General features: G+C 66.9%; 11 protein-coding genes, 1 tRNA gene and 3 pseudogenes. 6 read left to right on the top strand and 9 right to left on the bottom strand.

Annotation, left to right across the window (positions count from 1 at the left end; all coding sequences use genetic code 11):
* The first annotated feature begins 20 nt into the window (after window positions 1-20).
* Window positions 21-170: a hypothetical protein gene (locus ACW175_RS07790; RefSeq protein ID WP_492104018.1), complete on the top strand. Its 150-nt coding sequence runs from the start codon at window positions 21-23 to the stop codon at window positions 168-170.
* A 101-nt stretch (window positions 171-271) separates the two neighbouring features.
* Window positions 272-357, top strand: a pseudogene (locus ACW175_RS07785) (hypothetical protein).
* 98 nt (window positions 358-455) lie between these two features.
* Here the strand turns inward: ACW175_RS07785 and ACW175_RS07780 are convergent.
* The 5 genes from ACW175_RS07780 to ACW175_RS07760 form a co-directional block, all read right to left on the bottom strand.
* A complete protein-coding gene (locus ACW175_RS07780; protein WP_492104921.1) occupies window positions 456-1,616 on the bottom strand; it encodes an isovaleryl-CoA dehydrogenase in 1,161 nt (386 codons plus the stop codon).
* A gap of 83 nt (window positions 1,617-1,699) precedes the next feature.
* On the bottom strand, window positions 1,700-3,010 hold the full coding sequence (gene spmX, locus ACW175_RS07775; protein ID WP_492104017.1) for a lysozyme-family localization factor SpmX: 1,311 nt from the start codon (window positions 3,008-3,010) through the stop codon (window positions 1,700-1,702).
* A gap of 95 nt (window positions 3,011-3,105) precedes the next feature.
* Window positions 3,106-4,575, bottom strand: a complete 1,470-nt coding sequence (gene mgtE / locus ACW175_RS07770) for a magnesium transporter (protein WP_492104016.1) — start codon at window positions 4,573-4,575, stop codon at window positions 3,106-3,108.
* A 152-nt stretch (window positions 4,576-4,727) separates the two neighbouring features.
* Window positions 4,728-4,812: transfer RNA gene (locus ACW175_RS07765), tRNA-Leu, on the bottom strand.
* 86 nt (window positions 4,813-4,898) lie between these two features.
* Window positions 4,899-5,210, bottom strand: coding sequence for a FliM/FliN family flagellar motor switch protein (locus tag ACW175_RS07760; protein ID WP_099576642.1), 312 nt, complete (start codon window positions 5,208-5,210; stop codon window positions 4,899-4,901).
* Window positions 5,211-5,222: 12 nt separating this feature from the next.
* Between ACW175_RS07760 and lipB the strand changes: the two genes are divergently transcribed.
* Window positions 5,223-5,948 (top strand): lipoyl(octanoyl) transferase LipB, encoded by a 726-nt coding sequence (lipB, locus tag ACW175_RS07755; protein WP_492104015.1) that lies wholly within the window; start codon window positions 5,223-5,225, stop codon window positions 5,946-5,948.
* Window positions 5,949-6,296: 348 nt separating this feature from the next.
* Window positions 6,297-6,367: pseudogene (locus ACW175_RS07750) on the top strand (hypothetical protein); the annotation flags it as partial.
* A 186-nt stretch (window positions 6,368-6,553) separates the two neighbouring features.
* Here ACW175_RS07750 and ACW175_RS07745 read toward each other — a convergent pair.
* The 3 genes from ACW175_RS07745 to ACW175_RS07735 all read right to left on the bottom strand — a co-directional run bounded on the left by ACW175_RS07745 (window position 6,554) and on the right by ACW175_RS07735 (window position 9,552).
* The gene (locus tag ACW175_RS07745) at window positions 6,554-6,958 is read right to left on the bottom strand and encodes a DUF805 domain-containing protein (RefSeq protein ID WP_492104014.1); all 405 of its coding nucleotides are present in this window, start codon (window positions 6,956-6,958) and stop codon (window positions 6,554-6,556) included.
* Between the two features lie 73 nt (window positions 6,959-7,031).
* The gene (locus ACW175_RS07740; RefSeq protein WP_492104013.1) at window positions 7,032-7,517 is read right to left on the bottom strand and encodes a DUF805 domain-containing protein; all 486 of its coding nucleotides are present in this window, start codon (window positions 7,515-7,517) and stop codon (window positions 7,032-7,034) included.
* 40 nt (window positions 7,518-7,557) lie between these two features.
* Window positions 7,558-9,552 carry an acetyl-CoA carboxylase biotin carboxylase subunit gene (locus ACW175_RS07735; protein WP_492104012.1) on the bottom strand — a complete coding sequence of 665 codons (1,995 nt, stop codon included), beginning with the start codon at window positions 9,550-9,552 and terminating at the stop codon, window positions 7,558-7,560.
* Between the two features lie 21 nt (window positions 9,553-9,573).
* On the opposite strand from ACW175_RS07735, the pseudogene ACW175_RS07730 reads away from it, so the two are divergent.
* Together ACW175_RS07730 and ACW175_RS07725 are read left to right on the top strand one after the other, a co-directional pair.
* Window positions 9,574-13,501, top strand: a pseudogene (locus ACW175_RS07730) (LamG-like jellyroll fold domain-containing protein).
* Window positions 13,498-14,010, top strand: coding sequence for a GlcG/HbpS family heme-binding protein (locus tag ACW175_RS07725; protein ID WP_492104011.1), 513 nt, complete (start codon window positions 13,498-13,500; stop codon window positions 14,008-14,010). The pseudogene ACW175_RS07730 and the gene ACW175_RS07725 overlap by 4 nt, the downstream one beginning before the upstream one ends.
* Here the strand turns inward: ACW175_RS07725 and ACW175_RS07720 are convergent.
* Window positions 14,003-14,581 carry a type 1 glutamine amidotransferase family protein gene (locus ACW175_RS07720; RefSeq protein WP_492104010.1) on the bottom strand — a complete coding sequence of 193 codons (579 nt, stop codon included), beginning with the start codon at window positions 14,579-14,581 and terminating at the stop codon, window positions 14,003-14,005. The two genes, ACW175_RS07725 and ACW175_RS07720, sit on opposite strands and share 8 nt — an antisense overlap.
* Window positions 14,582-14,606: the final 25 nt, after the last annotated feature.

Raw genomic sequence — 14,606 nt, 5'->3', positions numbered from 1 at the left:
AAGGGAAGGATTCACGCGGCATGCTTACCCCCATAAACTTCACCCCGAACGGCCATTCGGCCCGGGCGACTGGTGCGCGTCGTATCAACCTCAATCGTCCCCTGGCCGTGGGCGCGGCCTTCGCGCTATGGGCGGCCATTCTGGTGGGCTTCAAGCTGCTGACGATCTGAGCACGGCATTTGGGCAAGACCAGCGCGACGTCTCGTCGCGGTCGACTCCCCCTTTTCATCCGCGAAATCGGGTCCATATTCGAGTTGTGTTGTTCAACCAACTGAAAGGAGGTGACCAGTGTCTCATTGTCTCCAACCGCGGTCGCAAGTCGTGACCTGGAGCCTTGTGAGTGAGGTCTCCGCCTAGGCGTTGAGCGCCCAAGGTTTCCAAGTCACGCGCTGCGAAAGCGGCCACGACGATGGAGGGCCGTCCCGAGCGATCGGGGCGGCCCTTTTCAATTCCGGTTAGGCCCCGATCAGCTCGCGGCCGATCAGGAAGCGGCGGATCTCGTTGGTGCCCGCGCCGATGTCGTAAAGCTTGGCGTCGCGCAGCAGGCGCTCGACCGGCCACTCCTTGGTGTATCCCGCGCCGCCGAGGGCTTGGATGGCTTCCAGCGACACCTTCACGGCGTTCTCGGACGCCATCAGGATCGCGCCGGCGGCGTCGAAGCGCGTGGTCTTGCCGGCGTCACAGGCGCGGGCCACGGCATAGACATAGGCCCGGGCCGAGTTCAGGGCCACGTACATGTCGGCGATCTTGCCCTGCATCAGCTGGAACGAGCCGATGGCCTGGCCAAACTGCTTACGGTCGCGGACATAGGGCAGGACGATGTCCAGACACGCCTGCATGATGCCCAGCGGCCCGGCGCTGAGCACGGCGCGCTCGTAGTCCAGACCGCTCATCAGCACCCCGACGCCGCCGCCGACCGGGCCCATGATGTTTTCTTCCGGGATCTCGCAGTCCTCGAACACCAGTTCAGCGGTGTCGCTGCCGCGCATGCCCATCTTGTCCAGCTTCTTGGAGACGCTGAAGCCCTTCATGCCCTTCTCGACGATGAAGGCGGTGATGCCGCGGCTGCCTTCGCCCGTCTTGGCGTAGACCACCAGGGTGTCGGCGTGCGGGGCGTTGGTGATCCAGAACTTCGTGCCGTTCAGGACGTAGCGGTCGCCACGCTGTTCGGCGCGTAGCTTCATCGACACGACGTCCGAGCCCGAACCGGCCTCGCTCATGGCCAGCGAGCCGACATGCTCGCCGCTGATCAGCTTGGGCAAGTAGCGCTGCTTCTGGTCGGGCGTGGCCCAGCGGCGGATCTGGTTGACGCAGAGATTGGAGTGCGCGCCGTAGCTCAGGCCCACCGAGGCCGAGGCACGAGAAATCTCCTCCATGGCGATCACGTGCTCAAGATAGCCGAGACCCAGGCCGCCGAATTCTTCCTCGACCGTTATGCCGTGCAAGCCCAGATCGCCCATGGGGACCCAAAGCTCACGGGGAAATTCGTTGGTCTCATCGATCTTCGCCGCCAGCGGCTCGATCTTGTCGGCGGCGAAGCGAGCCGTGGTCTCGCGGATCGCGTCGGCCGTCTCGCCCAGCGCGAAATCCATCGAGGGCGCGAAATTCGTCATGATAGCGGCTCCCAAAGCACGAACGCCCGTCGATCACGCGGACCTACGGGCGTTCTTGCTCAATTTCCGCGAGGGAAGCAAAGAAACTATTCTTCGTCGCCCATATCGGGCCCAGCAAGGCGGCGAAGAAGAAGATAAGCCGAAACCACGAAACAGATCGCGCCGATCATGCTCGCGCCGTAGCCGAACATCTTGACGCCGGTGTCCGAGCCCGCGGCCACGGTCAGGATCCACAGGACGCCGCCGCCGAACAGGGCCAGACCCAGGATGCCCAGGCTGACCAGCAGGCTGGTGTTGCCGAAGCGGGGAGCCTCGGCCGGGATCATCGAGACGTCCATCGGCCGCAGGTCGACCTCTTCGCTGGTCGAGAAGCCGCCGAGGTTGAACACCGACGAATTGGCGGCCGGACCGCCGAACAGGGTCGGCTCGCTCTGCACCGGCTGCGAGGCCGGCGCGAAGCTTTCGACCGGCGTCGGCTTTTCGACCTCCTCGACCGGCTGCGGCGTCAGGCGGAACGGCGTGAACTCGACGGGCGCCGTCGCCGGCTCGACCGACGTCGTGGTCGTTTCGTCCTGGAACAGGACTGGCGCGGGCTCGGTGACCGCAGGCTGGGCCGGCGCCGGGGGTTCCGGCAGACCCAGATCGTCCAGGCGCACGGGCTGAGGCGCGGTCGTGGTCGTCCTCGGGGCGGCCAGCGGCGCATCCGGCAGAATGGCCTCCAGGCGCGCGGCGACCGCGGCGGCCGACTGTTCGGTGGCCGTGGGGCCGTCCTCTTCCGGAACGACCACGGTCAGCGGCAGGCCGTCCTCGCGCTGAGCGACGACGCGGTCGCCCTCGGTACGAGCATTGACGGCGACCGGAGTCTGTTTCGGCACGGCGCAGCTGGCGTCGTAGTCGACCTTCGGGCGCAGCACGGGGCTGGGCGCGGGCACCCATTCGCCGTTCGCCGGCGTCAGGAACAGGGTCTTTTCGGCCGAACGTCGGCGGACCAGGGCGTCGATGACGATCCGCTCGCCCTCGAAATCGGCCTTGCGCCACATCTCCATCGCGCACGCGGCTTGCAGCAGCGAGCCCTCGTTGATCCGTCGCAGCACGCCCGAACGGAGGAAGTTGTCGACACCGATATTGAAGGCGAAGCAGGCCAGCGCATCGAACTGGTTCTGGTTCAGCGGCGCGTAGGTGTGTTCGTTGACCGAATGGGCGACCGAGATCAGGTCGTAAAGCAGCAGGGCCTCGGCGTCCTTTTCAGAGACGGAGGCGCCCTCGCGAGCGGTCAGGGTGTGGCCATAGCCGACCGTCCAGCGCCCATCGGGGAGCTGTGCGGCCTTCTGACGATAGCCCTCGAATCTCTTGATGAGATCGACGGCCGTCCGGGTGACCTGATGGCGCGGTTTCATCGCGGAGTTTGACCCAGTTTGAGACAGACGCGGGTGCGTTCGCCTGTCCCGGCGCAAGGTCGGCGCCAGTTTTCAACAGCGCCCCTAGAAAACCGTCAGTGCAGCAGCAGGGCCGCGATCAGCAGCACCGCGAAGAAGCCCGTGAAGTCGGTCAGGAAGGTCACGAAGATCGAAGACGAAACCGCCGGATCGCGCCCCATCTTCTCCAGGGCCAGCGGCATCAGGATGCCCCCCAGGGCGGCGGTGAAGATGTTGGCGATCAGGGCGGAACCGACGATGATCGCCAGCTTGCCGTGATGGTCCTGGGGACCGAAGAACAGATAGGTCGCCGCGCCCATCACAAGGGCCAGGCATACGCCGTTGACCAAGCCGACCAGCAGTTCACGCAGCACGATCCTGCGGGCGTTGGCCGTGGTCAGCTCCTTGCTGGCCAGGGCGCGCACGGCGACGGCCAGGGTCTGGGTGCCGGCGTTGCCGCCCAGGGACGAGACGATCGGCATCAGGATGGCCAGGGCGACCAGCTGGGCGATCTCGGCCTGGAAGATGGCGACGCCGCTGACGGCCAGGGTCGCCGTGGCGAGGTTCAGCATCAGCCACGGCAGGCGCGACTTGACGATCTCGATCACCGAAGCGTCGCGACCGGCGTCGGACACGCCGGCCAGGGCCAGGATGTCTTCCTGGGCCTCGTCGCGAATGACCTCGACGATGTCATCGACGGTGATCTGGCCCACCAGCCGACCGCCCGGGTCGATCACCGGGGCGCTGATCAGGTGGTACTTGTCGAAGATGTAGGCGACCTCTTCCTGGTCCATGCCGACATCGATTTCGGTCGCTGCTTCCATCAGCTCGGCCAGCGGCGTCTCGCGACGGCTGCGCAGCAGGATGCTGATCGGGATCGCGCCGACGGGCTTGTAGGTCGGGTCGACCACATAGACGTCGAAGAACAGCTCGGGCAGCTGATCGCCCGAGTCGCGGACGTGGTCGATGGTCTGGCCGACGGTCCAGAACTCCGGCGCGGCCAGGAACTCCCGCTGCATCAGGCGGCCGGCGGTCTCGTCCTCGTAGGACAGGGTCGTCTCGATGGCCGCGCGATCGATCTCGCCCATGGCCGCCAGCACCTGGAAGCGCTTGGTGTCGTCCAGGTCGTCGATGACGTCGGCGGCGTCGTCGGTGTCCAGTTCCTCCAGCGCCCGGGCCAGGGTCACGGACGGGGTGGCCTCAAGGACCTCCTCGCGGATATTGTCTTCCAGCTCCGAGATGATCTCGCCCAGCGCTTCGGGATCGAGCAGCGGAATGACCTGCTCGCGATAGTCGGCGGTCAGAAAGCCCATCAGGTCGGCGACGTCGGCCGGGTCCAGGGCGCCCACCAGCTCGCGCAGGCGCTTGCTGTCGCCGCTGTCGGCGGCGTCGATCACCATCTCGACATATTCGGGATTGAGGGCGTAGTCGTCGCCGAGGGCGAGATCTTCCAGCTCCTCGGGGGTTTCGGTCTTGGCCAGAGGGATCTGGGTCAGCGGGATGTCGTCCAGCACGTCGTCGGTCAGTTCGGCGGTGTCCCGGGTCATGGGGGCCTCCTGAGCTCTTAGAGCGCGTGGTTTCGTTGCGGCTGGGTCCGATGAAGCGCGCTTGGGGCGAAACCAAGGCCAGAAACGATTAGAGCGCCCCTAGCGAGTCGGAAACCGATTTCGCCGGGAGCGCTCTAGTCTGTGTTCAACACTGGTGCGGTCGAGAAGACTCGAACTTCCACATCTTGCGATACAGCGACCTCAACGCTGCGCGTCTACCAATTCCGCCACGACCGCTCGTGGTGAGGGGCGGCAGGTAGCAAACTGAATCGGGTTTGGGAAGTCGGAAGTTCGCGTCTGGCGAACTTACCCCCCGCGACGCCTTAGGCGCCGCCGGCCATGTAGTCGTAGACGTCGGCCGCGCGGGTCACCTGGATGGCGATGCGGTCGTCGCTGATCTGGATTTCGCCCCGCGCGATCGGGTGGTTGTTGGCCAGGATCCACACTTCGTCATTGGTCTTGGCGTCCAGCGGGATCACCGCGCCGCGACCCATGCGCAGGAGCTGCTGCATAGGCAGGATCGAGCGCCCCAGCAGAACGGAGATCTCGACATTGACGGCGTTGACCTGGCTCACGAAGTAAGACCCTTGAACTGACACACGCGACCGACCGGGTCGCAACCGTCTCGATTGCAAGATTAGGGCCGTATGCTTGCTCTCCCGTTAAGCGCTGAAAATACTGGGCTTCCGACCATGGGACGCGATGACGCGGCGCCGGTTGGCTGGGCGGTTTCGACCGACTACGTGCCCTACCCGGCAGCGGTTGCCGCCATGGAGGCCCGCGCCGCCGACATCGCCGAGGGAACGGCGGGCGAGCTGATCTGGCTGCTGGAGCATCCGCCGCTCTACACATCCGGCGTCTCGGCCAAGGCGGGCGACCTGATCGAGCCCGACCGCTTCCCGGTGTTCGAGAGCGGGCGCGGCGGGCAGTTCACCTATCACGGCCCCGGCCAGCGCGTGGCCTATGTCATGCTGGACCTGACGAAACGAGGCCGTGACGTGCGCGCCTTCGTGGCGGCGCTGGAGGCCTGGATCATCGACGCCCTGGCCGCCTTCAATGTCACTGGGGAACTGCGCGACGGCCGGGTCGGCGTCTGGGTCGAGCGCAAGGGCGTCGGCTGGAGCCGCGAGGACAAGATCGCCGCCATCGGCGTCAAGCTGCGCAAGTGGGTCAGCTTCCACGGCGTCAGCCTGAACGTCGAGCCCGACCTTGGCCACTTCTCCGGCATCGTGCCCTGCGGCCAGACCGAGCACGGCGTAACCAGCCTGGTCGACCTGGGCCTGCCCGTCACCCTGGACGAGGCCGACGCGGCCCTGAAGGCCAGCTTCGAGAAGGTGTTCGGCCCGGTCGAGGATGCGGACGCGCCGGTTTAGGGTCATGCGTTTTCAGCCTCACGCGGCGGGCCGCTGAAGATGATGAAAGGGACGCGGAGCGCCGGGCCACGCCCGGTGTAGGGGTAGAAAGTACCGTTTCGACGAAGCCAGACGCTCCGCGCGATCGTTGTCCGGAAGCGTGACGTCCCGACGCTGTTCGCGCCTGTTCGCCCTTGAAGCCTCCGACGGGCGGGCCAGGCCGCGAAGCCTGGTCCCGGATGTCCGGGTTTCCCCGAACCTGTCGCTCTCCTCGGCCTGCATCCACCGTCGTTTCTGTGTTCCAGGGTCGACTACCTCGGGGATGGTGCAGTTGCGGACCCAAGTCTCCTCGAGCCCGCGCCGACGAGCGCGCCCGCTCGATCGCCCCCCGTCGCCGCAACGGTCGCTGGCCATGCGCCCTTTCCTCGCGACGAGGTGGAAGCATTGTGCGGCTGTCCTGCGCGCCGATCATTCAGCGGTGTGTAAAATCGACAAGTGTCTGATTTCGTTGACTTCAAGATCGCGAACGCCGGGGATGGAGCGCCCTCTATCCCCGCCCGCCAGCCAAATTCTTGTCATCCCGGCCCTACGCTGCGCTTCGGCCGGGATGACAAGAATTGTGCGACCTAGATCGAGATCGTCTTCAGCGGGTTCGCACCATAACGATTGGCGCCCTGCTCGCCGCCCATGACGCCCAGCTCGACGATCGCCCAGACGATCACCAGGCAGAACATGAAGTCCAGGAAGTGCTCCGGCTGCGGCCAGACGGCAATCACCGCCACCAGCACCAGCAGCGACCACCAGCCCGAACGGCCGCGATCGTGCAGGCGCTTGGACAGCACGCAGGCGCCGGAAAACAGCAGGGCCGGATAGACCAGCCAGCCGGTCAGCCAGTGCAGGGTGTAGCCGGCGATGGCCTCGTACAGCACCGCCACGCCGATCAGCACGCCGGCGGCGATCAGGAACGGCGTCCGCGACAGCCTGCCGTTCGACGACAGGAACAGCTCCGCCCATTCGCTACGATCGCTCATGCCCGCTCTCTTCGAGTCGGCCACTTGCCGACGGGGGCAATCTAAGGCCTAGGCCGCGAGGGAGAAAGAGCCCCTAGTCGAGGGTCAGGGTCGTATTCGTGCTGACCGTCTTGGGCGACGGACCATAGCGGTTGTCGCCCTTGGTCCCGTCGATCAGCCCGTAGTCGATGAGCATATAGAGCATGAACGGCAGCAGCAGGACGCTCACCCCCGCGACCGCCATCTGATTTCCGCCCTGCGCGAGGAATGTCAGAACCACACCGGAGCCGTACAGTACGGCGAGCATGACGCTGGTGAAGAGGGTCGACCGGTTGCGGTCGTGCCCGCGCTTGATCGTGATCGCTGCGGCGGGCCAAAGGAACAGCAGGTCCAGGCCATGCCGCACCAACGGCATCCGCGACGCCTCGACCAGCCCCTTGCCCAGCACGCCGCAGATCACAAGCAGGACCACCAGTCGTACGATCGTCAGGCCAATGCTGGCGATCCAGTACTCCGACCGCAGAAAGCGCCCGTCGAACCCGAACAAGCCGTCAATGAGGAACTGATTCTTCTTCGCCATAAGGCGAGGCTATCAACTCCACCTGAGGTCGCAAGTCGCCTTACGCGAACTCCACCAGCACCTCATCCGCCGCGACCGGATCGCCGCCCTTGGCGTTGACGGCTTTCACCACACCATCGCGCTCGGCGCGGATGATGTTCTGCATCTTCATGGCCTCGAGCACGCAGACGACCTCGCCCTCGCGGACCTGCTGGCCGGTGATGACGTCCATCGAGACCACCAGGCCCGGCATCGGGGAGAGCACCAGCTTGGAGGTGTCGGCGGCCTGCTTCTCGGGCAGCTTGCCGTGCAGTTCGGCGTTGCGCGGGGTCAGCACCAGCACCCGGGCCTTGGCGGCGCGGTGGCGGATGTTGAAGCCCTCGGCGGCGGGCGCGGCCTGGACCGTGAAGACCTTGCCGTCCAGGGCGGCCTTGAACACCGGTTTGCCCGGACGCCAGTCGATGTCGGTCAGGGTCAGGGCGCGGCCCTCGTCGAGCAGCTCGACGCGGACGTCGCCCTCCCCGCTGACCTTCACGCGGCGCTTGGCGTGGCCGACGGCCACGATCCAGTCGGCGCGCGGCGGGCCGGCCAGGCCCGAGGCGTAGGACCTGGCGCGGGCGGCGTAGACGCGCTGCATGGCCGCGCCGACGGCGGTCAGGATGTCGATCTGCTCGGGCGTCGGTTCGGTTCCGTGGAAGCCGTCGGCGAACTCGTCCTTGATGTAGTTGGTCGAGATCTTGCCGGACCGGAAGCGCTCCTGGTCCATCACCGCGGCCAGGAACGGGATGTTCTGGCCCAGGCCCTCGATGTGGAAGTCCTCCAGCGCCCGGCCCATGCCGTCGATCGCCGCCAGGCGGGTCGGGGCCCAGGTGCACAGCTTGGAGATCATCGGGTCGTAATACATCGAGATCTCGTCGCCCTCGCGGACGCCGGCGTCGTTGCGGACCTTGTAACCGTCCTTCTCACCCTCGGCCGGTGGGTCATAGCGGACCAGGCGGCCGATCGACGGCAGGAACTTGCGGTAGGGATCCTCGGCGTAGATGCGGCTCTCGATGGCCCAGCCGTTGATCTTCAGGTCCTTCTGCTCGAAGGCCATCTTCTCGCCGGCCGCGCTGAGGATCATCTGCTCGACCAGATCGAGGCCCGTGATCAGTTCGGTGACCGGGTGCTCGACCTGCAGGCGGGTGTTCATCTCCAGGAAGTAGAAGCTCTTGTCCTGGCCGGCGACGAACTCGACCGTGCCGGCGCTGTCATAGTTCACGGCCTTGGCCAGGGCCACGGCCTGGGCGCCCATGGCGGCGCGAGTGGCCCCGTCCAGCAGGGGCGACGGCGCCTCCTCGATGACCTTCTGGTTGCGGCGCTGGATCGAGCATTCGCGCTCGAACAGGTGGACCACGTTGCCGTGCTTGTCGCCCAGCACCTGGATCTCGATGTGGCGCGGGCTCTCGATGAACTTCTCGATGAAGATCCGGTCGTCGCCGAAGCTGGCCTTGGCCTCTGCGCGCACGGCCGGGAAGCCCTCCTCGACGTCCTTGCGGTTCCAGGCCACGCGGATGCCCTTGCCGCCGCCGCCGGCCGAGGCCTTGATCATCACCGGATAGCCGATCTGCTCGGCGATGGTCATCGCATGGGCGGTGTCGTCGATCTCGCCGATATGGCCGGGCACGCAGGAGACGCCGGCGGCCTGGGCGAACTTCTTGCTCTCGATCTTGTCGCCCATGGCGCTGATGGCGCCGGGGTTGGGACCGATGAAGACGATCCCCTCGTCGGCGCAGCGCTGGGCGAAACCGGCGTTCTCGGACAGGAAGCCGAAGCCGGGGTGCACGGCTTGCGCGCCCGTCTGCTTGCAGGCGGCGATGATCTTGTCGGCGACGAGGTAGCTCTGATTGGCCGGCGAGGCGCCGATATGCACCGTCTCGTCGGCCATCTCGACGGCCAGCGAACCGGCGTCGGCGTCCGAATAGACGACCACGGTCTTGATGCCGAGGCGGCGGCACGTCTTGATGACGCGGACGGCGATCTCACCCCGGTTGGCGATCAGGATCTTGGAAAACATCGCAACTTCCGCCCAAAGATTTTGTGCTTTGCAGCACGGCCTATCAGTCCCCGTCGGGTTTGCAAGCTTGCCCTTAGGGCGCTAAACCGGAGCTCAGGCATGACACCGGTTTCCATTAGTGCGGAAGCCGCGATGAAACGCCACCGGGAGGAGACAATCTATGAAGGCGATTTTCCTGGGCTCGGCCTGCGCGCTGATCCTCGCCAACGCCGCCGCGGCCGCTCAGAGCGCCCCCTTGGCCCCTGAGCCAGCCCTGCTGTTCAAGGTCTCGGGCGACAAGGGCCTCGTCGCCGACGTCGCCGCCGGCGACCCTATCCCCAACTTCGCCGACAAGGTCACGCCGATCGCCAACGGCAAGGCGGGCAAGGGCTTCCACGCCGAGGACGACGGCGTCGTCTCGTGGAACGCGCCCGGCAACATCCAGGCCCAGCGCGGCACGCTCTCGTTCTTCTGGCGCTCGGGCTATCCGGTCGGCGTCGCGCCGTTCGTGATCTTCCGCGTCGGCTATGCCGACCACACCAGCTGGGACATGGCGTTCCTGCGCATCGACTGGAACGGCCACGGCTTCGACGCCTTCGTCACCGACAACGGCCTCGCCCGCACCCGCGTCTCGTTCAAGGTCGACAAGAACCCGGCCGCCGACGCCTGGACGCACCTGGCCTTCACCTGGGACGAGACGACCGGCGTGCAGCTGTTCGTCGACGGCAAGCTGGCGGCCAGGACCGAGGCCAAGGCCGTCTATGACGCCGGTCTCGACCAGTTCGGCGTCGCCGGCCGCGTGATCGCCCCGCACCAGGTGCAGAGCCGCTACAACTTCACCCGCGGCGGCGACCTGGACGAACTGCGCGTCTACGACCGCCCGTTGGCCGCCGACGCCATCGCGGCCCTGGCTCGCAACGAAGCGCCGACCACCGCCGCGACCGTGGCCACGCTGGACGACCCGGCCATCCACGCCGCCTGGAAGCAGCGCTACGGCTGGAACAAGGACCTCCCGCCCCTCCTGACCGACGAGAAGACCACGATCCGCAAGGTCGAGTTCAAGGACGCCAAGGACATCAAGGAGTGGATGTGGAAGGGCACGGACGGCATCGCCGAAACCACCTGGCCCGGCGTCTACAACCGCTCGCGCCTGCCCGGCCGTAACGACTACTTCCAGCTGCCGGACTGGAACGTCTATGTTGACGGCGGCAAGGCCCTGACGCTGACCCTGCCCGACGAGCCGGTGAACCGGATCGAGATTCAGGGGACCGCCTATGGCGATCTCAGCTGGGCTCTCAAGGCCGGCGACAAGGGCGCCAGCGTCGGCACGCGCGTCAAGGACCAGGAGCGAACGGTCAACACCCTGGCCAAGCCGCTGACCGGCGGCGTCCTGACCTTCACCAATGTGGCGCAAGAGACCCCGATCCAGGAGATCTGGGCCTATAACGTGACCGCCGGCGCCGAACCGAAGGACGCGTTCAAGATGAGCTACACGGTCCGCGCCGACGTCGCGCCGGACTATTTGAACCTGGCCAGCCTCAAAGCCTATATCGCGGGCCGTCACCCGGCCGGCGAGCGCGCCACCGTCGTGGCCCTTCCCGAGGGCGCGCCCAGCCGCAAGCGCGCGGCCGGCGACCTCGATGCGCCCGGCCTGCCGATCGTCCACGTACTGATCCCCTCGGGCTTCGGCGACGCGCCGGCCGCCCAGCCCCTGGCCCGCAACTGGGCCTATGGCTGGGAGAACGCCCGCGACGGCCTGGACGGCGTGGCCATCGACATCCCCGCCCTGCCTGGCGCCGCTGGCGCCATCATCCCGCTGAACATCCAGGTCAAGGACCCGATCTGGCCGGGCCGGAACATGATCGACGTCAGCGTCTCGGTGAAGGCCGGCGAGGCCCGCACCGTCTGGCTCGATATGCGCGACCGCATCCTGACGCCGGACAGCCTGTACCTGACCCTCGCCGCCGACAGCACCGACTTCGGTCCCAAGGCCCTGGACGGCGCCAAGATCCGCCTGGTGCTGAAGGACCGCGACAAGGCCAAGGTCGAGCACATCGAGGATCGCCTGAACCAGGTCAAGGACAACTGGGCCTTCCTGGTCGAGGAGCACACCACCTCCAAGCGCCAGGGCCTCTATCGCCGCCTCTATGCCGACATCTCGGACCTGCTGAAGGTCGATCCCGACAACCAGATCGGCCGCGAATACTGGGGCGACATCACCTATGGTAGCCAGGGCTGGCCGGCGTTCGAGCAGCCCAAGCCGACCGATGCGACGCCGCTGTGGGCCTTCCGCCAGCTGGAAGACCTCAAGCTGGTCTCCAAGTTCGTCAACTGGTGGATCGATGAGCGCCAGTCCGACTTCGGCGACTTCGGCGGCGGCCTGTCGGACGACACCGACCTCTTGCAACAGTGGCCCGGGCTGGCCCTGATGGGCGTCCAGCCGGACAAGATCACCCACTCGCTGAACCGCCTGACCGACGCGGTCTACAAGAACGGCATGTTCACCGATGGCCTGTCGACCATCGTCACCGACGAGCTGCACGCCTACGAAGAGGGCATCAACTCCAACTCCGAGGCGATATACGTCAACTACGGCGACCCGCTGACCGTCGAGCGCCTGTTCACCACGGTGAAGGCCCTGCCCCGCGTCGTGGACAAGAACCCGGCCGGCCACGTCCACTTCAACACCAACTGGTACAGCGGCAAGATCGCGTACCGCGAAGGCCCGTGGGAGTGGCAGAAGCCTTACTCGTTCGGCGTCACCCATCCCTCGATCCTGATCAGCGACTTCAACGGCGATCCGACCGCGAAGGCCACGATCATCGGCCTGGCCGACGGCTACCTGGCCCACGTGGCCAAGGACGGCTCCTATCCCAACGAGATCAACTGGCGCAGCGACGCCGAGCGCGGCGGCACGGTGCTGCAAGGCTCGGGCGCCGACGGTCCGTTCCAGGTGTTCTGGCAGGCCTGGCGCCTGACCGGCGACAGCAAGTACCTGGCCCCGATCACCTGGCGGATCGGCAAGAACGGCCTCAAGTCGCTGTCCAGCATCAACGAGAACGCCTTGACCGAGATGGGCCTGGCCGACGCCAACAAGGACGCCATCCTCAAGCTGGCGGCCAAGGGGGGGGCGCTGGAGCGCTACGCGGCCTGGAACCTGACCGGCGACAAGACGTATCTCGAACGCCTCTATGCCGACGAGATCCAGTGGAACGCCCAGCACATGTACATGCACACGGAAGGCCACTGGTGGTCGGACCGTGTGGAGCTGCCGTCCGACATCCTGCAGCGCTCGCGCTTGGGCGGCATCGCCAACAAGCGCACCCAGATGACGCCGGGTCACACCGTCTCGTGGCGCTTCGACGGCGTCGACGGCACGGACGTGGCGGTGCTGGTCAAGGACGCGACCAAGACCGGCTTCAAGGTCATCGCGTACAACACCACCGACAAGCCGGTGACGGCGACCATGACCGGCTGGAACGTCGCGCCGGGCCAGTGGAGCCTGTCCCAAGGGCTCGACGCCAACGGTGACGACGCGATCGACGGCTCGGGCGAAACCCGCTCGCTCGCCTTCGAGCGAAGCCTGGGGACCAAGGTCACGCTGGCCCCGCGCCAGACCACGGTCATCGACATGAAGCGGGTCACGGCCGGCGATGATCCGGCCAAGCGCGCCGACCTCGGCGTCGGTCGCGGCGACGTGGTGGTGAAGGGCTCATCCATCACCGCCAAGGTCCACAGCCTGGGCGCCCAGGACGCCGCGCCGGCCAAGCTCGAACTGGTCGACGCGGCCGGCGAGGTGCTGGCCAGCGCCCCGACGCCGGCCCTGAAGGCGCCGCTGGATCTTCTGCCCAAGACCGCGTCGGTGAAGCTGAAGATCCCGGCCGGGGTGAAGGCCCAGGGCCTGCGGGTCCGCATCGTCACCGCCCAACCCCAGAACACCGCTCTGAACGACGAGGTCGTGCTGCCATGACGAAGACCATCGCCCTGATCGCCGCCAGTCTTACCTTGCAAGGGGGCCTGCTCCTGACGGGCAGCCCGGCTCTCGCGCAGACGGCCACCCCCGCCCCCGCGCCCACGCCGGCCTATTCCAGCCGCGTGATCACCCTGGCCGAGGCCAAGACCGTGGTCGCCGCCGCCGAGGCCGAGGCCCGCAAGAACGGCTGGACCATGGTCATCACCGTGCTGGAGTCGAACGGCCAGCCGGTGCTGACCGAGAAGATGGACGGCACGCAGTACGGCTCTGGCGAGGTGGCCCACAAGAAGGCCGCCACCGCCGCCAACTTCCGCAGACCCTCGTCCTACTTCCAGGACGCGGTTAAGGCGGGGACGCTGAATTCGATCTTCACCGGCGCCATGGCGCTTGAGGGCGGCGAGCTGCTGCTGGTCGACGGCAAGATCGTCGGCGCCATCGGCGTCTCCGGCGGCTCGGCCGTCCAGGACGGCCAGGTGGCGCGGGTTGGTGTCGCCGCGCTCAAGTAGCGGCGAACTCCCGCGCGAACATCGCCTCGTAGCCGGCGATCGCCTCCTCGGCTTCCGGGGCGATCAGGCGCGCCACGGCGGCGGCGAAGGTCACCGGGGCCAGGCCCGAGGCGCTGACCACCTTGCCGTCGCTAACCGCCTTGGGCGTGTCGACATAGTGCTCGGCGCCCGCATAGTCGGTGACGGTCTGGGCCAGCCAGTCCTGGCCGTTCGAGGTGTGCTTGCGCCCCTCGAACAGGCCGGCATGGGCCAGGGCCGTGGTTCCGGCGCAGATGCCGGCCACCACCTTGCCGTCGGCGAACGCCTGGCGCAGCAGGCCGCTGACCGCCTTGTTCTCGCCCTCGGCCCACGAGTCGCTGCCGATCAGGATGAACACGTCGGCGTCGTTCAGCACCGGATCGTCGAAGCGGTAGTCGGCCGCCGCCAGCACGCCGCCGATCGAGGTCTCGGGCGCTCCGTCCGGCGTGGCGATCTCGATCTGGACCTTCAGCTCGCGGCGCAGAAGGGCCAGCACGCTCCCGGCTTCCCAATCGGCCCAGCCTGGCTGCAAAAAGGCGACGGCGACGGTCATAGGGCGACTCCTGGGTTCTACCGCT

The sequence above is a fragment of the Caulobacter sp. FV1ye6ST genome, from assembly GCF_058681225.1.
Note: the sequence above shows the minus strand (reverse complement) of the source record. Positions and strands in the feature narration are given on the sequence as shown.

Bases quoted from the DNA above. Each gene is read 5' to 3' on its own strand.
- ACW175_RS07735 (WP_492104012.1), bottom strand. From the start codon at position 9,552: ATGTTTTCCAAGATCCTGATCGCCAACCGGGGTGAGATCGCCGTCCGC.
- ACW175_RS07740 (WP_492104013.1), bottom strand. From the start codon at position 7,517: ATGGCGAAGAAGAATCAGTTCCTCATTGACGGCTTGTTCGGGTTCGAC.
- ACW175_RS07745 (WP_492104014.1), bottom strand. From the start codon at position 6,958: ATGAGCGATCGTAGCGAATGGGCGGAGCTGTTCCTGTCGTCGAACGGC.
- ACW175_RS07720 (WP_492104010.1), bottom strand. From the start codon at position 14,581: ATGACCGTCGCCGTCGCCTTTTTGCAGCCAGGCTGGGCCGATTGGGAA.
- ACW175_RS07790 (WP_492104018.1), top strand. From the start codon at position 21: ATGCTTACCCCCATAAACTTCACCCCGAACGGCCATTCGGCCCGGGCG.
- lipB (WP_492104015.1), top strand. From the start codon at position 5,223: ATGCTTGCTCTCCCGTTAAGCGCTGAAAATACTGGGCTTCCGACCATG.
- mgtE (WP_492104016.1), bottom strand. From the start codon at position 4,575: ATGACCCGGGACACCGCCGAACTGACCGACGACGTGCTGGACGACATC.
- spmX (WP_492104017.1), bottom strand. From the start codon at position 3,010: ATGAAACCGCGCCATCAGGTCACCCGGACGGCCGTCGATCTCATCAAG.
- ACW175_RS07725 (WP_492104011.1), top strand. From the start codon at position 13,498: ATGACGAAGACCATCGCCCTGATCGCCGCCAGTCTTACCTTGCAAGGG.